This is a genomic window from Nitrincola sp. A-D6 (genome assembly GCF_000764495.1).
GTDB lineage: Bacteria > Pseudomonadota > Gammaproteobacteria > Pseudomonadales > Balneatricaceae > Nitrincola.
Map to the genome: position 1 here is coordinate 1 of NZ_JRLB01000083.1, position 19,415 is coordinate 19,415.

Genomic DNA, 19,415 nt, shown 5'->3' on the forward strand with positions numbered 1-19,415 from the left:
ATTCGATCCAGCTGCGATCATCTGGCAGGGTTATGCTTTTTGCAAGCTGTCCGTATACAGAAAATGGCTCGTCATCAGATTTGGTCGTGAGGCTATCGTACAGTAGACCGATACCTTCAGCAGGAGTGCCTTTGACTATGAACGGGTTAAAGCTGTCAAAGCTGCTGCCGACGGCAGATTGCACAACTCGGCCACCTTTTGGGGCGTCCGGGTTGACATAATCAAAGTGGGTAAAGTCAGCCGGGTATTTAAGATCACCATGCATGGCGATGCCATGCGTGATGGATGTGTCTGCAAAACTCCAACTGCTGAGGCTAAAAAAAAGAATACTTGCCGTAATGCGTGTCGTGCGTTGCAGGCGTTTTATCATAGAGTCTTAACCCGATTCAGATCTGGTGGTTTTCAATGCTATATTGGTGCTGTCAGCCGGAACAAGCAAGGTCTGGCCGACTCGAATATTGGAGTTATTTAGCTTGTTGGCTTGTTGCAGTGCAGAAACGGTGGTCCCATAACGATGAGCTATGGCACCGAGAGTGTCGCCTGAGTTAATAGTATAATGTTGATAATTTACTCTCTGGTCGCTTGGTAATACAACCAGTGCACTCTGAAACTGATCGGCTTGTTCCACCGGTACAAGTAAACGATGGGGTCCTTCGGGCGCTGTTGCCCAGCGGTTGAAGCCTGGATTTAAAAGCTTCAGCTCATCCAGGTCAATTTCAGCCAGTTCAGCGGCTTGAGAGAGATCAAGTTGTCCACCTGTATCTATCTCAGTAAAGTAAGGTTCAGCTGGAATGGCTTTCAGTTCAACACCAAGGCTGTCTGCGTCCCGAATCATTTTTGCAGTGGCCAGCAACTTGGGAACATAACGCATCGTTTCACCTGGCAGGCGTAAGGACCAGTAGTCAGTCGACTGGTTGGCGTTGCTATTGCGTTTTATTGCTCGCAGGACATTACCTTCGCCAGCATTGTAGGCTGCGAAGGTGAGCAACCAGTCACCGTCAAACATTTTATTTAGCTTTGTCAGATAGTTCAGTGCCGCGTCTGTTGAGGCAACAATGTCACGACGGCCGTCATACCACCAGTTGCTTTCCAGGCCAAAGTTACGTGCGGTGCCAGGAATGAACTGCCAGGGACCTGCCGCTCTTGATGGGGAGACTGCAAAAGGGTTGTAGCCACTTTCGATGAACGGAATCAGCGCGACTTCGGCTGGCATATCCCGGTCAAGCACCTGTTCAAGAATGTAGTGGTAGTAGGGCAGTGCGCGGTGGCTTATGGCGGTGAGGTGCTCAGGGTTACTTGCTAGCCAGTCAAGCTCATGTGCCATTCTGGTATCCTGCCGATCCAATTCCAGCAGCAGGTGTTCTCGAGTAAGGTCCCAGGCTGATACAGCCTGGGGCTCGGGTGGATTGATGCTACGTTGGTACAGGTTGCCCATACGTATTTTGGAAATCAGTACGCTGCGCTCATCGATACTCTGGCTGGTTTCCTGAGTGGGTTTGCTGCTTGCACAGCCGCTGATAACCGCTACGGCGAGCAAAGAGAGTAAACCTGTGCGTAATTTAGACATGACTACCTGAACCTGAATGTAAACTTAACCGCACATTCTAACAGTCAAGCACGCAGACGCAATCAAAAACTGTTTTTCCACTCCCTTAATAGTGCCAGGGTTTGCGCTGGAGTCTCTGGGTGTTCACCACTATGACCATACACGGTATGAATGACAGAGGTTTCACGGGTGCGCATGAAGGGATTGATGGCTTTTTCCAGACCGATTCGTGACGGTAGTGTTGGCAGGTCTTGTTCGCGCATGCTCCGGCATTTTTCGGTCATAATGCGTATATCCTGGTTTTCGGGTTCTACCGCATGGGCGAAGGCCAGATTAGCCAAGGTATATTCGTGCGCCGCACAAACCGGGTGTCATCCGGCAGGCCGGCAAAATAATCCATAGCCGCTTGCATCTGTTCAGCTGTACCTTCAAAAAGCCGACCACAACCAGCCATAAAGAGTGTATCACCACACAGCAATAAACCCGCTGACGGTGCATAATAGCTGATATGATCCAGGGTGTGACCAGGAACGGCTTTGATTTCAAATGCTGTATCTAGTAAATGAATCAAATCGCCTTCATTGAGGGGTTGCGTTATACCTTCAAAGGGTGAATTGGCTGGCCCGTAAACCGGACAGTAATCATTTTGCTGTTGAAGCTCTATGACGCCACCGGTATGGTCATCATGGTAATGGGTTATGAGTATGGCTGCCAGGTTTCTGTTATTTTCCTGAAGCCATTTCTGAACGCAATCTGCACTACCGGGGTCTACTATTATAACCCCTGAATCAGGGGCTTCAGGGTGACAGATTGCCCAGATATAATTGTCGTTAAATGCAGGAATGGGGGTCAGATTCAGCATGACATGCTCCGGTTAATGAAACTTTAGCCTTGATCGATTGTACTGTAATTACGCATGGCATGTTTAGTCAGTAGAGAAATAATCTGCTGAAACCTGTCTTTCATTCCACCGAGGATGCTGTATGAGCCAACCACAAAACATCTCTGCCGAGAACTTGACTGAAGCCCTTAAAGACTGGTTTGCTTCACCCTTGGGTCAGGAAATTGCAGACTGCGAACGTCAGATGGCCGATCAGTTGATTCACACAGCCTTTGGCTATCATCTGGTACAGATAGGCTATGATGCTTCGGTAAAACTGTATGAGCCCAGCCCGGTTTCACATAAGGTAATGCTCTGCCCGCGTATGGCTCTGGGTATGGATGAGCGCACTATTATTGCTTTGCCGCACGAACTTCCCTTACCCGATAGCACCATGGATGTGGTGATTCTGCATCATACTCTGGATTTTGCCGAGCAACCTCATCAGGTCCTGCGTGAGGCGGCGCGGGTATTGCGTCCAGGTGGGCACATGTTGGTTGTCAGTTTCAATCCAACCAGCTTCTGGGGAGTCTGCCGGCGCTGCAGGCGGGGCGATAAACTACCCTGGATGGCGCATGGATTTAGCCACTGGCGCCTGAACGATTGGGTGCGTTTACTGGATTTGACTGAACTCAAAAGTATCAGTGCTTTTCACCGTCCACCCTTAGAAAATGAACGCTGGCGCAAACGCATGGCTTTTCTGGAAAAGTGGGTGTCTCGCTTTCCGACGTACAGTGGTGTGGTGTTAATGATGCTCATCAGGAAAGATGTTGCTGGTGTGACCCCATTAAAACCTGCCTGGAAAACGCGTAAACTTATCCCTTTTCCGGTGGCAGAGCCATCTGCTCGTCATAAAAGTGCTAGAGGAAAGTCAGTTTGAGTTTAGTGGAAATATTTACCGATGGTGCCTGCAAGGGGAATCCTGGGCCTGGTGGCTGGGGTGCCTTGTTGCGTTATGAGGGTAAGCACAAAGAACTGTATGGCGGCGAGCAGATACAACGAACAATCGCATGGAAATGACCGCAGCGGTTGAGGCGCTTAAGTGCCTGAAGCGGCCTTGTCAGATCCGCTTAACAACAGATTCTCAGTATTTACGTAAAGGGATTACTGAGTGGCTTAAGGGTTGGAAAAAAAATGGCTGGAAAACGGCTTCAAAACAGCCAGTTAAAAATGCTGATCTGTGGCAGGCGCTTGATCAGGAGGTTGCCCGTCATCAAGTTGAGTGGTGCTGGGTGAAAGGGCATAGTGGTCATGTGGAGAACGAGATAGCCGATACCCTGGCGAATCGCGGTGTAGATGAATTCGGTAGACGAGAAGCCTGATGAGACAAATTATTCTGGATACAGAGACCACCGGTATCGATCCGGCACAAGGCCATAATATTATTGAAATTGGCTGTGTAGAGATGCAGTTACGCCGATTAACGGGTAACACCTATCATCAATATATCCAGCCGGACCGTGAAATTGAAGCGGAAGCTATCGCGGTACACGGGATTACCAATGCCTACCTTGAAGATAAACCGAAATTCGCATTGGTCTGCGATGCGTTTATTGAGTTTGTTCGAGGTGCTGAGCTGATTATTCATAACGCTGCATTTGATATAGGTTTTCTTAATGCCGAGCTAACCCGCAACGGTTATTCCGAGCGGATGGAAGATATCTGCCCTAAAATTACCGATACTCTGATGCTGGCTCGCAGAAAATTTCCTGGGCAGAAAAACAATTTGGATGCCCTATGCCGTCGTTTTGGCATTGAGCATTTTGATCGTGATTTGCATGGCGCTTTGCTTGATTCAAAAATTCTGGCCGAGGTTTACCTACTTCTCACTGGTGGACAAACTGCTCTTGCGCTTGGTCAGGAGGGCGAAGGTGATGATGGTGATGGTGTGACGAGTCGTCGACCTGTTAATACTGAAAGTCTAAACCTCCGGGTTATTGAGCCTTCTGCAGCAGAACTCCAGGCACATGAAGATTTTTTAGTTATGCTGGACAAAAAATCGGCTGGGAACTGTCTGTGGATTAAGCAGGTTGATGTCGTATAAACAACTAGTTAGAGCTTTTTATGCAAGATTTACGTGAAGCGTTATCCCAGGCAGTAGATGAAGCTGACTTTGCACGATTGTCGCGCAAAGCACAGCTGGATCGTTGGCAGCAGCAAGCACAGTTTTGTCATTGCTGTGCTACACCTTTGCAGCCTCATGCTGAGGAAGAAATTGCCCGGCAGTGCATAGGTTGCGGTCATGTACATTACCCGCCGGTTTCCCCCTGCATTATCGTGCTGGTTATCAAGGGGGATCAGTGCCTGCTGGCACATGCGGCCAATTTCTCTGCTGGGCGCTATAGCACCCTGGCTGGCTTTATTGAGCCAGGCGAAACTGCCGAGCAAGCCGTTGCCAGAGAGGTGCGTGAAGAGGTTGGAATTGAAGTGGCAAACATCCGCTATTTTAAAAGCCAGTCCTGGCCCTTTCCGCATGCGCTGATGCTGGGCTTTTTTGCTGAGTATGCCGGAGGAGAGATACAGCCAGATGGTGTTGAAATTCTGGCCGCTGACTGGTTCTGTGCCGATAAACTGCCATCGCTACCTCCCGCATTTGCTATTTCACGGCAGCTAATCGAGCATTTTTTAGCCGGCCGCGTCAGCGACTGAATAATTTACCCAGGCGTGTGGCCAGCATGACGTTACCTTCAGCACGCAGCTGACCTTGCATGAAGGCACTCATACCATCCTGCTCACCGTTGATGACCCGAATTAATGTGGCTTCATCCATCAGCAGGGTGATGTCAGGGTCGGGGTGGTCGCCATAACGGCTTTCGCAGTTGTTATCGGCAATGCGTAAGTAAAAAGCGGCTGCATTTGTAATTTTGAACTGATAAATGGCACTCAGGTTGTTAGATTGCTCCGGGTTAAATTTGGCAGGTAGTTTCTGGACAATTTTTTCAAGTGTAATATTTGTGCTCATGCTGTGACTTCCGGGCTCATTATTGCGTATATATGTTACATTAGCGCACCGCGAAAGCGAACCTGATACAACCCCCTGTAATTGGAGACGATGGTGATCGATTTTCTGACACAATATGGCCTGTTTCTGGCAAAAACATTGACATGGGTATTAGCTGTTTTGCTGGTTATTATCGTTGCGGCAAGCTTGGTTAGCCGCCGTCGACATCAGCAGGCTGAAGGTCATGTTGAGGTTAAAAACCTGAATGATAAGTACAAGGAGATGTATGAAGCACTGGAAGAAGCCGTGCTGGATGATGAGTTGCTACGTCAGCGCATCAAGCAGGAGCGTAAGCAGGAAAAGGCAGATGCCAAGGCGCGACGCAAAGCAGCTAAAAAGGGTGAGTTGGAGGAAACGGATAAAAAACGTATTTATGTATTGGATTTTGACGGGGATATCAGCGCTTCAGCTACAGATAATCTACGCGAGGAGGTGACTGCTATTTTAGCCATTGCCCGTCCAGAAATAGATGAGGTCGTGCTGAATCTGGAAAGTCCGGGTGGTATGGTGCATGCGTATGGTTTTGCCTCTTCGCAGTTGGAGCGCTTACGGCGTAAGCAGATTAATTTGACTGTGTGTGTCGATAAAGTTGCGGCAAGTGGTGGCTATATGATGGCCTGTATTGCCAATAAGATCCTTGCCGCTCCCTTTGCGGTCGTGGGTTCTATTGGAGTGGTTGCGCAGTTGCCAAACTTCCATCGTTTGCTTAAGAAAAACGACATTGACTATGAAATACTGACCGCTGGTGAGTACAAGCGTACCTTAACTGTATTTGGTCAGAATACTGATAAGGGGCGGGAGAAATTTGTTGAAGAGCTGGAAGAGACTCATCAGCTTTTTAAAACCTTTGTTACTGAGTATCGTCCGCAGTTGGATATCGCCAAGGTAGCAACGGGTGAAATCTGGTATGGCCGTCAGGCTATGGCAGAAAAATTAGTCGATCAACTGATGACCAGTGATGAATACCTCACAGAAGCGGCGGAAGAGGCTGATGTGTATAAAGTTAGCTATGAGCATAAAAAAGGCTTGCAGGACAGGTTGGGCGAGTTAGCTGCCGATTCGTCTGATCGTTTGTTACTGCGCTGGTGGCAACGCATCAGTCAGCGACCCTTAATGTAATCATTATCACTGACATTTAGCGTAAATTTTGTATAATGGGTATTAAATAGTTTCAAACGCAGGTTCATCTTTTTAAGGGAGTGCACGGAAGATGGTGATGAAGCGTCGAGTGAAAACCGCGACAAGGATCATACTGGCAGCAGAAGCCTTGTTTGCAGAGCAGGGTTTCACTGAAACCACCATGCGTCAAATAACCTCAGCAGCGGATGTCAATCTGGCTGCAGTCAATTATCACTTCCGCTCTAAGCAGGGATTGGTGAATGCTGTATGCGAGCGTCTGATGGAACCGCTTTGTGATGAGATAGAGTCAGCACTTGAAGATCGTCTGCTCGATTCTTCACCCGTGCGCATCGAGGAACTTCTTGAAATTCTGATGCGTGCGCTACTGAATGTCAGCCAGATTAATACCTTCTCGTTATCAGTTTTTATGCGCTTGTTAGAGCTGGCCTATATGAAAAATCAGGAAGAGCTGCGTGAGTTCTTTCTTACTGAGTATTGGCACAGGTTGGAAAAGTTCATGGACTGCCTGCGTAAGGATGCCGCACCGATGGAAGACAACGAGTTCTTCTGGAGGCTGCATTTTTCACTGGGTTCGATCGTGTTTACCTTGTCAAACTACCATATGCTGCTAACGTTGGAAAAAAGCAGCTTTAAAGATAGTGCCGAGATAGAACGTATCTTGCATCGCATGATACCGGTATTAGCGGCAGGAATGCAGGCACGTGGCGAAAAAACCTATTTTTGCCGTATCTGATGTCTGCCAGCACCCTTCATATTTCGATTGCTGCGCAACAGCTTAGCTTGCTTGTTCAGGGTAAGCCCGTGCGCCACTATAGGGTTTCTACTGCTAAAAATGGTGCAGGAAATACTGAAAATAGTGGTTGTACACCGCTGGGTTTGCATTATGTCCGTGCTAAAATCGGTGCCGGGTTACCCGTTAATTCGGTATTTGTCGGGCGTCGTTTTACCGGTGAATACTATACGTCTTCCCTGGCATCTCGCTATCCACAGCGAGACTGGATTCTGACACGTATTCTCTGGCTTTGTGGTTTGGAGCCCGGCTTTAACCGGCTGGGACAGGTCGATAGTATGCGCCGCTTTATCTATATTCATGGCACGCCGGATACTGAACCCATGGGGATCCCTTTATCGCATGGCTGTGTGCGTATGCGCAATGCTGATATTCTTGAACTTTTTGAGCTGATTCAGGCAGGCTGCCGGGTTAGTATTACTGCTGAGTGAGAAAATACATGGCAACAGGTGCCTTGATGCTGGACTTGGTTGGCACATCGCTGACCACAGAAGAAGCGATTACGTTGCAGCACCCCGAAGTGGGTGGGCTGATTTTATTCAGTCGCAACTACACGGATCCGGTACAGCTTCATGAGTTGATGCGCTCGGTCCGGTCGATACGTCCTGATCTGATCGTAGCCGTTGACCAGGAAGGGGGGCGGGTACAGCGCTTTCGTGAAGGCTTCACCAGATTGCCGCCAATGGCTGTATTGGGGCAGCTTTATCAACAGGATCCGGTGACTGCCTGCACGTCAGCACGTGAATTGGGCTGGCTTATGGCCGCTGAACTGCGTGCGTTCGATATTGATATCAGTTTCGCTCCGGTACTGGATATAGACTGGCAACAAAGCTCCATTATAGGTGATCGGGCCTTTGCCTCTGAGCCGGAAGCTTTAGCCGCTCTGGCGATTGCATTTATGCAGGGCATGCATGAAGCCGGTATGGCAGCAACAGGGAAGCATTTCCCCGGGCATGGTTGGGTACAGGCTGATTCACATCTGGAGTTGCCCGTTGATGAACGTGATGAAACCTGTCTTGAACAGTCTGACATACAGCCGTTTAAGGCGCTGATTGCAGCAGGGCTGGATGCTATTATGCCTGCACACGTGGTGTACAGTCAGGTTGATCCCCAACCAGCGGGTTTTTCGCAATACTGGTTGAAAGAAAAACTGCGTAAACAGCTGGGCTTTTCCGGTGTTATTTTTAGTGATGATCTGACCATGGAAGGTGCCAGTATTGCCGGTAATTATGCTGAGCGTTGCCGTAAAGCCTTGGCGGCCGGGTGCGATATGGTATTGGTGTGTAATCAGCCGGTTCATGCGCTGGAAGTTCTGGACTACCTGAAATCTCAGGTGGCGATTGTCAATCCGCGCATTGCCAAGATGCGCGGCAGACCTGATGACTCGTTTCTGAATAGCCAGCGCTTCAAACAGGCTCGTGAGCTGGCTGGCCGATGTATGGCGCTGATCGGATAGTGAGTTAACCCGCAGACTGATGAACATTTAAGAGTAATCATGCAAGCAACAACACGTGAGTCAACAGGTGAAAAGTCCCTCTGGTTGAAGGGGCTGCTAGGTACTGATAAACGCTGGGTTCGACTCAGTGTCGCCGCCGGTGTCTTTGCTGGACTGATGCTGGTGCTACAAGCGCATTTATTGGCCCGGGCTGTTAATGAAACCTTGTTTCAGGGGGCGCAGCTCAGTGATTTGAAAGGGGTGCTGTTGATCCTGTTGTTTGCGTTGTTGCTCCGTGCAGCCTCTGGTGTACTCAAAGAATGGAGTGGTCAGCGTGCCTCTGTTGGGGTGCGTTCACGCCTGCGAACAGAGTTGCTGGCCCGGCTGGCCCAGCTTGGACCTGCTTACAGCAAAAGTCAGCGCAGTGGCGAGCTTAGCAGTTTGTTGATGGAGCAAGTTGAAGCACTGGATGGTTTTATTGCCCGCTATCTGCCGCAAATGGCGCTGGCTGCTGTAATCCCGCTGGTTATTCTGGTATTTGTGTTACCTCTTAACTGGGCGGCGGCTCTGATTTTCCTGGCTACGGCACCCCTGATTCCCTTGTTTATGGCGCTGGTGGGTACCCGGGCGGCAGAAGCCAACCGACGTAATTTTCGTGCACTGGCACAGCTGAGTGGCTATTTTCTGGATGTGGTACAGGGACTCGGCACGCTTAAGCTGTTTTCCCGCAGTCGTGAGCAGCAAGGGGTGATAGCTGAGAATGCTGATGAGTTCCGTATCCGAACCATGCAGGTACTGCGCCTGGCATTTCTATCCTCAGCTGTGTTGGAGTTTTTTGCCTCTATATCCATTGCTATTCTGGCCGTCTATCTGGGTTTCAGCTTTCTGGGACTGTTGAATTTCGGTAGCTGGGGAGGTGAAATCACTCTGTATCATGCTCTGTTTTTATTGATACTGGCGCCTGAATTTTACTTACCCCTGCGGGAACTCGGTACGCATTACCATTCAAAACAAGAGGCCATAGCGGCGGCTGATCGCATCATTGATCTACTTCAGGAAAGTGAACACCTTGAGTCTGGCGGTATGCTTGAGTTACCCGAGCGTCAGCCAGATATCAGTCTAAAAGACATCAACTTCAGCTATCCAGGACAATCTCAGCCAGTATTAGAGAATTTCAGTTTACAGGTTGCTGCGGGGGAATGTGTTGCACTGGTAGGACCTAGTGGTGTGGGCAAGTCGACAGTATTGAATTTACTGGCGGGTTTTGAATGTCCGCAGCAGGGCATTGTGGCTATTAGTGGTGTTGCTTTGACTGAGTTGTCACGTTTGCAGTGGATGGACAGGGTCGCCTTTGTAAGCCAGCACACTACTTTATTTCCCGGCAGTATCCGCGACAATCTGTTGATGGCTAAGCCTCAGGCGACCAATGAACAGCTCAGAACTGCCTGTGATCAGGCGGCAGCCAGTGAGTTTATTGACCGCCTAAGTGCTGGTCTGGATACCCCGGTGGGTGAAGCTGGCGCCAATTTCTCCGGAGGTCAGATTCAGCGTATAGCATTAGCGCGTGCCTTTTTAAAGGATGCACCGGTACTGCTGTTGGATGAACCGACTGCCAGCCTGGATGTTGCCAGTGAAGCGCTGGTATTAAAGGCGTTGTCGCGCCTCTGTCGTGGACGAACCACCTTATTGCTGACGCATCGTCCCAGCACAATGCAGCTAGCTGACCGTCTGTGCGTGTTGCAGCAAGGTGCCTGTGTTGAAGCGGATGAGGCGTTAAGGAAGCAGTTGCAGGAGGCGGTGAGCTCATGACAGCTTTAATGCCATTTATTCGCTTGATGAAGCCGCACCTGGGCTGGGTGTTGTTGGGTAGCTTTCTTGGGTTGGTGACACTGCTATCCAGTATTGGACTGTTGACCTATCGGGTTGGTTTATTTCTGCCACCGCGCTGGCCGGGGTTTCAGTTGCTAGCGCACAGGCGTTTAATTACATGACCCCGGGTGGTGGGGTCAGGGGGTTCGCTATTGCCAGGACCGCCGGGCGTTATTTTGAACGAGTCACCACGCATGAAGCCACTTTCAGACTGCTGGCACAATTGCGTAGCTGGTTTTATGCCCATCTTGAACCCCTGAATCCGGCGCGTCTGCGCCATTTCCGCTCTGCTGACCTGCTTAACCGCCTGATCACTGATATTAATTCACTGGATAATCTTTATTTACGCGTAATTTCTCCCAGCCTTATTGCACTGGTTACCGGTCTACTAGTGTCGCTGTTTCTTGGGTGGATTGCGCCTTCGTTGGGTGTGATGCTGTTTGTGGCACTGTTGGTATCAGGTTTATTGATTCCTATGCTGGGGCATAAGCTTGGCGCTGCAACAGGACGGGAGATGGTTGGGCATACGTCTGCATTGCGCCAGCGTACTCTGAGTTATGTGCAGGGTATGATGGAACTGCATGTTTATTCAGCTCTGGAATTGCAGCAACAGGAGCTGAATCAAGCGCAACAAGCTTTATTACAGGCTCAGCTACGTATGAGTCTGGTCAGCGGAATGGTTGCAGCACTCATGACACTGGCGGCAGGGCTGACCACGCTACTGGCGTTAGTCATCGGTATCAATCTGGTAACAGAGGGCGTGTTATCGCCCGCCTGGCTGGCATTGGTGGTGTTTTGTGTGCTGGCAAGTTTTGAATCGGTGGCTTCACTGCCTCTGGCCTATCAATATTTGGGTAAAACCCGTGCGGCGGCCGAGAGTTTGCAGGAAGTAACTCAACAGCGTTCAGATATACACTTCCCGGATACAGCTGTTGTGATCAGTAACCCGGGTGAAATTCAGCTTGATCAGGTGGGGTTTGCCTATGATGACACTCCGGTTCTTCGCGATGTATCTCTACAGGTAAGTCCTGGTGAGAAGGTGGCATTGGTTGGCCACACCGGTAGTGGTAAAAGTTCAATTATCAATCTGTTGTCGCGTTTTTGGCTATATCAGCAGGGGCGTATCCTGCTGGGTGGCGTGGAGGTTGAGTCCTACCCCGAGCAGCAATTACGTGAGCAGATGGCGGTTTTATCTCAACCCGTGCAACTGTTTGCTGGCAGTGTGCGCAGTAACCTGCAGTTAGCCGACCCACAAGCCTCAGATGAGCAGATGCTGGCATTGTTGGATCAGCTGGGGTTGACTGAGATGCTGGGGAACGATGGTTTGAATCGTGAGGTAGGGGAAAGTGGTAACCGCTTATCAGGTGGACAGCGCAAACGTCTGGGTATTGCACGTGCCATGCTGAAAGATGCCCCTATACTCATTCTGGACGAACCCACTGAAGGATTAGATAACGCCACAGCTGTTCAGGTTATGCAGAGTGTATTCGGTTATCGGCCAGGGCAAACCCTGTTGATCATAACACACCACTTACAAGGCCTGGATCGTTATGATCAGGTCATTCGGCTGGATCAGGGTCGACGTTTGGATTAGGTGGTTTTTCTTGAGTCACCGGGTGCTTGAGTCTATGCTGAACACTATATAACAATCTAATTTCCCCTATCGATAAGTGTGGTATCTCCTTGAAGTATCAGGAAACCTTGAATACCATCTATGCGCGCCTTGACCGGCTGGGTGACTTGCCGGTATTCAGTGCAACGGTCAATCACATCCGTCAGATTAGTAGCGCTGGTGATACTGATGCCATGGCATTGGCTATTGCGGTGATGAAAGATGCCAACCTGACCACCAAACTGCTGCGTCTGGCTAACTCCAATCACTATAATCGTGGCAGTGGCAAAATTACGGCCATTTCGCGCGCAGTAGTGTTGATCGGTTTTGAACGCATACGCAACCTCTGTATGACGTTAAAACTGATCGAGAGCTTTGGTGAAAAAGAGCCAAATAGTGGTGTTGAAGATCTGCTGGTCGCCGCCGTGTTAAATGCTTCAACAGCGCGCGATCTGGCGCTTAGCGCAGGTATTGATGATGTTGAAGAAACCTATATCTGTGGTTTGTTGTTTAGTCTGGGCGAAATCGTTGTTGCGTTTGCCTTGCCTGATGTATACCGCTCCATGCTGGAACAGCGCAAGCAACGCCATTTGAGCTGGATTAATATTCAACAGCAGACTCTGGGTGGTGAGTTTGTAACTCTGGGGCGGGATTTGATTCAAAGCTGGGGATTTTCCAAGCGTGTTGTCAGTAGTCTACGTACGGGGGAGCCTCAACCGGGCGTATCAGAACAGGAGCGTCTGAATCAGCAGATTGTGTCCGGTTGCCACCAGTTGTTTGAGCAGGTTTACCAGCGCTCTCCGCAACTGGAAGGAAATGAATATACGGAACAACTGAAGCTGATGTCAGAGTTGACCCGTCAACCTGCGGAAAAGCTTGAAGAAACCTTCCATCACTCTGTACGGCAACTATGTGATCATATTGATCAGTATGGCCTGTCTCACCGTGCGTTGATTCCTCCTGTTTCGGCCAGTGGTAATGAATCTCTTGATGAGCTCAGTCGTAAAGTTTCCTTTTACGTACATGCACGCCAGGAGCAGCATCGTAACAGGAAAAGTCAGGAAGATGCTTACTCTGCTGAGCAACAGAAGCGCCTGGCCGAATACAATCAGTTACAGCTTAAGTATCTGGAAAAAATGAACGAGTTGATGACCGGTCAGGCTCCGACAACCCAGGTATTACTCACCTGTGTTGAAGGTATACAAGCCAGTAGCTCACTGGAGAGAGTCGCGTTCTGCCTTAGCGTTAATGCCGGTAAGCAATTGGTTGCGAAGCTGCTGGAAGGTGAGCAATTGGATCCACTGATGAGCTATTTCCAATTGAATCGGGCCGACAAAAACAGCCGCTTATTCTTTCATATTATGGATCGGGGCGTTGTGCTATTGGTGCCGGATGCCCGGGATCCAGGCTGGCAGAACCGCCTGCCAGATAGTTATCTGCAAAGTGTGATGCCAGTGGACTCATTGTTGTGCCCTTGGCAGTCTCAGGTAAAACCCTGGGATTACTCTATGCGGATAAAACTGAAACGGCAGGCCCGGTTGAAGATCGTGACTTTCGGGTGTTTAATCAGTTTTTGGTACAGTGTCGGATTGCATTGGAAATGGGTAAGCATTTTAGTGCGGATTCGTCTAATAAAGCCTAGGAGACGTTTATGCCATCCTCTCATTCATCTTTGCGCACCACCCTGGTGCAATGTGATTTACGCTGGGAGCATCCGGTAGAAAATTGTACCCGTATTGATGCGATGCTGGGTGGTTTGTGTTCAGATGATACTGATCTGATCGTTTTACCCGAGATGTTTGCTACCGGCTTTACTATGAATTCCCGCGAAATGGCACAACCCTATGCACAAAGTGAAGTAGTCAGCTGGATGCGTGATCAGGCCATGAAGCGGGGTTGTGTGGTTACCGGTAGTGTGGCTGTAAAACAAGATGAGCAGTATTTTAACCGCATGATCTGGGCAACACCTGAGGGGATCTGACGTTTTATGATAAACGCCATCTGTTTCGTATGGCGGGTGAGCATGAACGCTATGCCATGGGGCAGGACAGAGTTGTCGTTAGCTTAAAAGGTTTTCGTATACTGTTAAGCGTCTGCTATGACTTGCGCTTTCCGGTTTGGTTGCGGCAGCAGTCATCAACTGAACAACCTTTCGAATATGATCTACTGCTCTGTGTGGCTAACTGGCCCGCCCCACGGGCGCATCCCTGGCGTATATTGTTGCAGGCGCGTGCGGTGGAAAACCTGTGCTATGTAATTGGTGTTAATCGGGTAGGGGATGATGCCAAGGGTAATAACTACAGTGGCGATTCGATGTTAGTTGATTTCAAAGGGGAGCCAACGTGTGATTACCCCAAAGGTCAGCCTTTTATTAAAACCTGTGAGTTGGATAAAGCGGCATTAAATGGTTTTCGAGAAAGCTTTCCAGCCTGGCAGGATGCTGATAGTTACCTGGTATTCTAGTTACCCGCTGTATCATACAAAGCCTGCATGGAGTCTTTGGTCAGTTTCAGGCCACCACGATAGGCATTTTCATACAGCTCGCCGTCAAAGTCATCCGGTAACTTATCCCATTCACCACTTTCATAACTCATTACCTGCGCTAAAACATCACCCAGGGGGCCGCTGTTTTCACTTATAGCGGCTTTTATATCGTCAGCCAGGGGCAGTTGTTCCAGTAGTTCATCCCGTTGTATGTCCAGTAGCAAATGTATGCCAGACATCATACCGACCATAAAGTAGGCTGAGGCGGGCTGACGTTTCTGTTTTACCGCGATCAGTTCACACATGTGTGCACGGGTTAACAGGTTGCGAGTTAGTTCTTCCGGTTTACCCGTATGCGCGTCCAGAGATATAACAGTTGCCCACTTTCTGACTTGCTCTAGTCCTAACAGCACAACAGCCTGGGCAACAGATTCCACCTCTCTGACCAGTGCATAGGCCGCCGAGTTAACAATGCGCAACAGCTTATAGGTTAGAACGGGGTCTTGCAGAATCAGCTTTTCAATTTTTTCCGGGGTAGCCTTGGGATCACCGAGTATTTGCAGTAACTGAATCAGAACTACCTGATTAGCTTTAACTTTCTGACCGGCTATTGCACGGGGCTTACTGAGAAAGTTGCCCTGAAACAAGCTGAATTTGCTGGATACACAGAGTTCCAGCGTTTCATAATCACTGATATGGGTGGCCATCAATGGACGTTTCCATGGCGCCAGCTGTTGTCTCAAAGCCTGAATTTCGTCGGGTGTTTTATTATCAACACTGACTTTAATCAGATAGACCAGTTTTAACAATGAAGCAAAGGCTTGTGGGTCTTCAACGCTACTGACAGAAATGCGATAGCCTTCATTAATCAGTGGTAGCAGATTGCGCAGTACCTCTTTGGGATCAGTACCTTTAAGGCTGAACTCAAGAATGACCTGTTTTTTTGGCAGGCCTGGCAGGCCAGTTTGTTTAAGTAAGGCAAAGGACAGCGATATAAAGGCAGGTACTCTTTTTACCTCTCCCTGATCTGAAATGCTGGTATAGGCATCCAATACAGCGGCAGACGACAGGCTATCCTCTTCGGCACTGACCAATTGCTGAACAGATTCACTTTGGCATAGCAATTCGTAGGCAACAACTTTTTGATGGGCATCAAAGATCGGTTGTCGGGTAAGAAGAATTTGTGCCTGTGTGCCCATACCGATGGAAAACCTTAATTTCTACTGAGGAGTGGAGTCATGAAAGTGTATAATGTTTGCAGTAAGAGCGCACTAGTTTGTAGCACTGAATCCCTATAAGTTAAATAAGTCTGAAATCTATGAGTCAAATCAACTGGTTCCCAGGTCACATGCATAAGGCGCGAAAAGAGATCGCTGAAGTGATGAGTGATATAGACCTGGTAATCGAAGTACTGGATGCCCGCTTGCCGCGATCCAGCGAAAATCCGCTGGTTAATCAACTTCGCAAAGGCAAACCGGTGTTAAAAATCCTGAATAAGCAGGATCTGGCCGATCCACAGATTACTGAGGAATGGCTGGCACATTTTAATAGCCAGGAAGGTGTGCGGGCCATTGCCCTGGACGCATCACAACAGAAGTTAGTCAAACGCCTGCCAGAGATCTGCAAGCAAATGATACCGGCCAGAGCCAAGGCTGAGCGCCCGGTCCGAGCGATGATCATGGGGATACCCAATGTGGGTAAATCCACGCTTCTAAATGCCATACTCGGGCGTAAACTGGCAAAAGTGGGAAATGAGCCAGCGGTCACCCGTCAGCAGAAGCGCTACATGGTTCAAGGTGGACTGGCGCTGTCTGATACACCAGGTATACTCTGGCCAAAAATTGAGGATCTGGACTCCGGATACCGGCTGGCGGCAAGTGGTGCAATTAAAGATACAGCTATTGAACATGAGTTGGTCGCCACCTTTGCCGCGCGCTTTATGCTGGATCACTATGCCGATAATCTCAGAGAGCGCTACCGTTTGACAGATTTACCGGAGATCGCTGACGATCTGCTTGATGTCATTGGCCGAAAGCGCGGCTGTTTGCGCCCTGGTGGTGTTGTAGACAGACATAAAGCCTCAGAAATACTGATTAATGAGATGCGTGCCGGTACCCTGGGACGTATCAGTTTTGAAACCCTTACAGAATGGCAGCAAAAAGATGAAGCGGCTCGGCTCGCTGCGCTTGAAGCTGAACATGCAGCCGCGACCGGAGAGAAAAGTAATGACACGCATTAAAAAACAACGCAAGTCGGTTAAAGTCGTCATGATGGAAACAGCGCCGAAGAAAAAAGAGCGGCTGGCTGATCCGGATAGTTACGCAAGCCGCAAGCAGCAAGCGCAGAAGAAACGTAAAAAACACCTGTCAGTCTATGAAAAAGCACGCCTTGAAGCTGAGCAGCAAGCACGTAATGAGGCTTCTGGACGTCGCGGCTCACAGACCTTTGGCCCCTTGGCAGATAAAATTCGTAAACTCAATGCCAAGAAAAAACAGCAGGAGGCCCGTGCCTCCAAGTCAGCGGATGTTGAAGAGTCCAGCGACGTAACGGATGTAACCAAAGAGTCATCTGATTAAGTTACTCAAGGGGTAATGTTTTTAATGTATTTTGGTAGTGATAACCAAACTGGAGCCTCGGAGCAGGTACTCAAAGCCTTAGTTGAAGCGAACACAGGTGTTTGTGCATCCTACGGTGATGATCAATGGACCGCCGCCGCAGTCAAAGCCGTACAAGCCGTATTTGAATGCGACTGTGAAGTGTTCTTTGTCGCCAGTGGTACGGCAGCTAACTGCCTGGCCTTGTCTTCGATGGTACAGCCCTGGGAAGTGATTGTTTGTCACTCACAGGCGCATATTCTGGTAGATGAATCGACGGCACCGGAGTTTTTTACTGGTGGCGCCAGGCTATTAGCTCTAGGTGAGGGTGAAGCTAAAATCACCCCGGAGCAGCTTAGCAGGTTGCTGGCTACGCAAAGTCAGCATATACCCCATAACCCATTACTGGGAGTGTTGAGCCTGACTCAGGCGAACGAGGCGGGCCAGGTCTACAGCCCGGAAGAGGTGAAAACCCTGGCCGATATAGCTCACCAACAAGGTATGCGCGTACACATGGACGGGGCGCGCTTTGCCAATGCACTGGCGAGCCTGGACTGTTCAGCCGCCGAGCTAACCTGGAAAGCCGGCGTTGATGTGCTCTGTCTGGGTGCCAGTAAAAATGGCTGTCTCAGTGCTGAAATGGTTATCTTTTTTGATAAGAGCCTGGCACAGGGCTTTGTGCATCGGCGTAAGCGTACCGGGCATCTGTTGTCCAAAGGACGCTTATTCGGTGCTCAGGTAGTCGCCTGGTTCAAGGATCATCACTGGCTAACGCTGGCCACACAGGCTAATAAACATGCACAGGTGCTGGCCAGGGCTTTACAGAACACGCCAGGAGTCAGACTGGCCTGGAAAGTAGAGGCTAATGAAATATTTGCCTTGCTGCCGAGCCAGCTGGCTGAGGAATTGGAGGCAGCTGGTGCTGTGTTCTATGACTGGGGGCTGAGTGCCTTACCCGCCGGGCAACGCTGCGGCGCTAATCAGCGTTTCGTGCGCCTGGTCACCTCATTTGCTACCACCGATGAAGATGTGCAGCGCTTTTGTGACCTGTTAGCGAAAGGCTAGCAGGTCGGCTTTACACTGGTGGCTGAAATGCCAGTTGTGACCTTTTTTTGCGTAGACGAAAGCCACTGGCCTTAATCACCCCGCAGCAGATGAGTGCCATACCCAATAGGGCGGCCAGGCTTAGCTGCTCCCCTAGTAGCGGAATGGCAGCCAGTCCTGCTACAACCGGCGTCAGTGAGCCGATAGCGGCGGTGTTTTCTGCGCCAAGACGATTAATCGCAAAACCGTAAAAGAATCCAGCCAATAACCCGGCACCGAGTGCCTGGATGATCAGTTGCATTAACAACTCATCCTGATTCGCATCAGCCAGCCCGCTTTCTACCCAGCCAAACAGATAGAGTACAGCCAGAATCAGGGTGGATACCCAGCAGAGTAAGCCCGCTGCTGCCAGTGGAGGCAGACCGGCTACGCGCATGGAGACGGTGAACAAAGCCCAGCAAAAGCTGGCACCGAGCAATAACAGATCACCCTTCAATATATCCGCCTGCTGCTGCACCAGGGATGCCATCATCAGTAAGGTAACACCCGCCGTGATCAGGCTCAGGCCGATCAATCTATGCCGTGTTAAGGTTTCCCGATAGACCAGCACGGCAATCATCGTCACAAATACTGGAAAGGTGCCAGGTATGAGTAATCCCGCATGGGCAACGGGTGCGTAGTTCAGGCCGGTAGAACTCAGGTAGAAAAAAGGCACGCCAGCACCGATACTGATGCCGATCAGGTGTAGCCAGTGTGTGCGGCGTATAGCCACTCTGGCTTGCCACATAAAGGGCAATAGCAGTAAAGCTGGCAGGCTGTAGCGCATCATCGCCAGATCAAATGCAGTGAGTGCAGAGCTACTGGAAAATCGCACGGCGATTAACCAGCCTGACCAGATGCAAACAGTGAGTAAGGCTGCCGCTATGCCCAAATGCATGGCCGTACCGGTTGCGGTGATTCGATAGGCTGGTATGACAGTATTCATGAGCGCTTATCCGATAATATAGACCTGAAAGTTGG

At 49.8% G+C, this 19,415-nt stretch carries 20 protein-coding genes and 3 pseudogenes; 16 read left to right on the forward strand and 7 right to left on the reverse strand.

The genetic code is table 11. From position 1 onward, the window contains the following. The 4 genes and pseudogenes from LH51_RS13175 to LH51_RS13185 all read right to left on the reverse strand — a co-directional run. Positions 1 to 370: pseudogene (locus LH51_RS13175) on the reverse strand (ABC transporter substrate-binding protein); the annotation flags it as partial. 6 nt (positions 371 to 376) lie between these two features. Then, a complete protein-coding gene (locus LH51_RS13180; RefSeq protein ID WP_052063773.1) occupies positions 377 to 1,567 on the reverse strand; it encodes a transglycosylase SLT domain-containing protein in 1,191 nt (396 codons plus the stop codon). A gap of 62 nt (positions 1,568 to 1,629) precedes the next feature. Continuing rightward, positions 1,630 to 1,887, reverse strand: a complete 258-nt coding sequence (locus LH51_RS22860; protein WP_235263735.1) for a hydroxyacylglutathione hydrolase C-terminal domain-containing protein — start codon at positions 1,885 to 1,887, stop codon at positions 1,630 to 1,632. After that, complete coding sequence (locus tag LH51_RS13185; protein ID WP_235263736.1) at positions 1,857 to 2,408, reverse strand: MBL fold metallo-hydrolase; 552 nt, start codon at positions 2,406 to 2,408, stop codon at positions 1,857 to 1,859. The genes LH51_RS22860 and LH51_RS13185 overlap by 31 nt, the downstream gene beginning before the upstream one ends. Before the next feature lie 121 nt (positions 2,409 to 2,529). Between LH51_RS13185 and LH51_RS13190 the strand changes: the two genes are divergently transcribed. The 4 genes and pseudogenes from LH51_RS13190 to nudC all read left to right on the forward strand — a co-directional run bounded on the left by LH51_RS13190 (position 2,530) and on the right by nudC (position 5,075). Then, positions 2,530 to 3,306 carry a class I SAM-dependent methyltransferase gene (locus LH51_RS13190; RefSeq protein WP_036522864.1) on the forward strand — a complete coding sequence of 259 codons (777 nt, stop codon included), beginning with the start codon at positions 2,530 to 2,532 and terminating at the stop codon, positions 3,304 to 3,306. Further along, positions 3,303 to 3,748 (forward strand): annotated as a pseudogene (gene rnhA / locus LH51_RS13195) (ribonuclease HI). The gene LH51_RS13190 and the pseudogene rnhA overlap by 4 nt, the downstream one beginning before the upstream one ends. After that, the gene (gene dnaQ, locus LH51_RS13200) at positions 3,748 to 4,470 is read left to right on the forward strand and encodes a DNA polymerase III subunit epsilon (protein ID WP_036522867.1); all 723 of its coding nucleotides are present in this window, start codon (positions 3,748 to 3,750) and stop codon (positions 4,468 to 4,470) included. The pseudogene rnhA and the gene dnaQ overlap by 1 nt, the downstream one beginning before the upstream one ends. Positions 4,471 to 4,490: 20 nt before the next feature. Next, entirely contained in the window at positions 4,491 to 5,075 is a 585-nt protein-coding gene (gene nudC, locus LH51_RS13205; RefSeq protein ID WP_052063774.1) for an NAD(+) diphosphatase, read from the forward strand. Here the strand turns inward: nudC and LH51_RS13210 are convergent. Next, entirely contained in the window at positions 5,065 to 5,388 is a 324-nt protein-coding gene (locus tag LH51_RS13210) for an SCP2 sterol-binding domain-containing protein (protein ID WP_052063775.1), read from the reverse strand. The two genes, nudC and LH51_RS13210, sit on opposite strands and share 11 nt — an antisense overlap. Before the next feature lie 90 nt (positions 5,389 to 5,478). On the opposite strand from LH51_RS13210, the gene sohB reads away from it, so the two are divergent. From sohB to LH51_RS13250, 9 genes and pseudogenes are all read left to right on the forward strand, one after another. After that, complete coding sequence (sohB, locus tag LH51_RS13215) at positions 5,479 to 6,546, forward strand: protease SohB (protein ID WP_036522870.1); 1,068 nt, start codon at positions 5,479 to 5,481, stop codon at positions 6,544 to 6,546. A 97-nt stretch (positions 6,547 to 6,643) separates the two neighbouring features. After that, on the forward strand, positions 6,644 to 7,300 hold the full coding sequence (locus LH51_RS13220; protein ID WP_036522940.1) for a TetR/AcrR family transcriptional regulator: 657 nt from the start codon (positions 6,644 to 6,646) through the stop codon (positions 7,298 to 7,300). Then, entirely contained in the window at positions 7,300 to 7,788 is a 489-nt protein-coding gene (locus LH51_RS13225) for a L,D-transpeptidase (protein WP_036522873.1), read from the forward strand. Before LH51_RS13220 ends, LH51_RS13225 begins: the two co-directional genes overlap by 1 nt. 8 nt (positions 7,789 to 7,796) lie before the next feature. Then, positions 7,797 to 8,813, forward strand: a complete 1,017-nt coding sequence (gene nagZ / locus LH51_RS13230) for a beta-N-acetylhexosaminidase (RefSeq protein ID WP_036522876.1) — start codon at positions 7,797 to 7,799, stop codon at positions 8,811 to 8,813. Positions 8,814 to 8,852: 39 nt separating this feature from the next. Then, positions 8,853 to 10,601: a thiol reductant ABC exporter subunit CydD gene (gene cydD, locus LH51_RS13235; protein ID WP_036522879.1), complete on the forward strand. Its 1,749-nt coding sequence runs from the start codon at positions 8,853 to 8,855 to the stop codon at positions 10,599 to 10,601. After that, positions 10,598 to 10,783 carry a hypothetical protein gene (locus tag LH51_RS22865; protein ID WP_052063776.1) on the forward strand — a complete coding sequence of 62 codons (186 nt, stop codon included), beginning with the start codon at positions 10,598 to 10,600 and terminating at the stop codon, positions 10,781 to 10,783. Before cydD ends, LH51_RS22865 begins: the two co-directional genes overlap by 4 nt. Next, complete coding sequence (gene cydC / locus LH51_RS13240; RefSeq protein ID WP_235263739.1) at positions 10,738 to 12,255, forward strand: thiol reductant ABC exporter subunit CydC; 1,518 nt, start codon at positions 10,738 to 10,740, stop codon at positions 12,253 to 12,255. Before LH51_RS22865 ends, cydC begins: the two co-directional genes overlap by 46 nt. A gap of 107 nt (positions 12,256 to 12,362) precedes the next feature. Next, a complete protein-coding gene (locus LH51_RS13245; protein WP_160173732.1) occupies positions 12,363 to 13,994 on the forward strand; it encodes an HDOD domain-containing protein in 1,632 nt (543 codons plus the stop codon). Next, a pseudogene (locus LH51_RS13250) lies at positions 13,925 to 14,736 on the forward strand (amidohydrolase). Before LH51_RS13245 ends, LH51_RS13250 begins: the two are co-directional and overlap by 70 nt. Here LH51_RS13250 and LH51_RS13255 read toward each other — a convergent pair. After that, positions 14,733 to 15,956, reverse strand: coding sequence for an EAL and HDOD domain-containing protein (locus tag LH51_RS13255; RefSeq protein ID WP_036522885.1), 1,224 nt, complete (start codon positions 15,954 to 15,956; stop codon positions 14,733 to 14,735). The pseudogene LH51_RS13250 and the gene LH51_RS13255 sit on opposite strands and share 4 nt — an antisense overlap. 119 nt (positions 15,957 to 16,075) lie before the next feature. On the opposite strand from LH51_RS13255, the gene ylqF reads away from it, so the two are divergent. Genes ylqF through LH51_RS13270 form a run of 3 tightly spaced genes read left to right on the forward strand, consistent with a single transcriptional unit; the run spans position 16,076 to position 18,416 of the window. Continuing rightward, positions 16,076 to 16,996, forward strand: a complete 921-nt coding sequence (gene ylqF / locus LH51_RS13260; protein WP_036522888.1) for a ribosome biogenesis GTPase YlqF — start codon at positions 16,076 to 16,078, stop codon at positions 16,994 to 16,996. Next, positions 16,983 to 17,333: a hypothetical protein gene (locus LH51_RS13265; RefSeq protein ID WP_052063778.1), complete on the forward strand. Its 351-nt coding sequence runs from the start codon at positions 16,983 to 16,985 to the stop codon at positions 17,331 to 17,333. Before ylqF ends, LH51_RS13265 begins: the two co-directional genes overlap by 14 nt. Positions 17,334 to 17,357: 24 nt before the next feature. Next, entirely contained in the window at positions 17,358 to 18,416 is a 1,059-nt protein-coding gene (locus LH51_RS13270) for a threonine aldolase family protein (RefSeq protein ID WP_036522891.1), read from the forward strand. A gap of 10 nt (positions 18,417 to 18,426) precedes the next feature. On the opposite strand, the gene LH51_RS13275 is transcribed toward LH51_RS13270, so the two are convergent. Further along, the gene (locus tag LH51_RS13275; protein WP_081960820.1) at positions 18,427 to 19,380 is read right to left on the reverse strand and encodes a DMT family transporter; all 954 of its coding nucleotides are present in this window, start codon (positions 19,378 to 19,380) and stop codon (positions 18,427 to 18,429) included. Between the last annotated feature and the right edge of the window lie 35 nt (positions 19,381 to 19,415).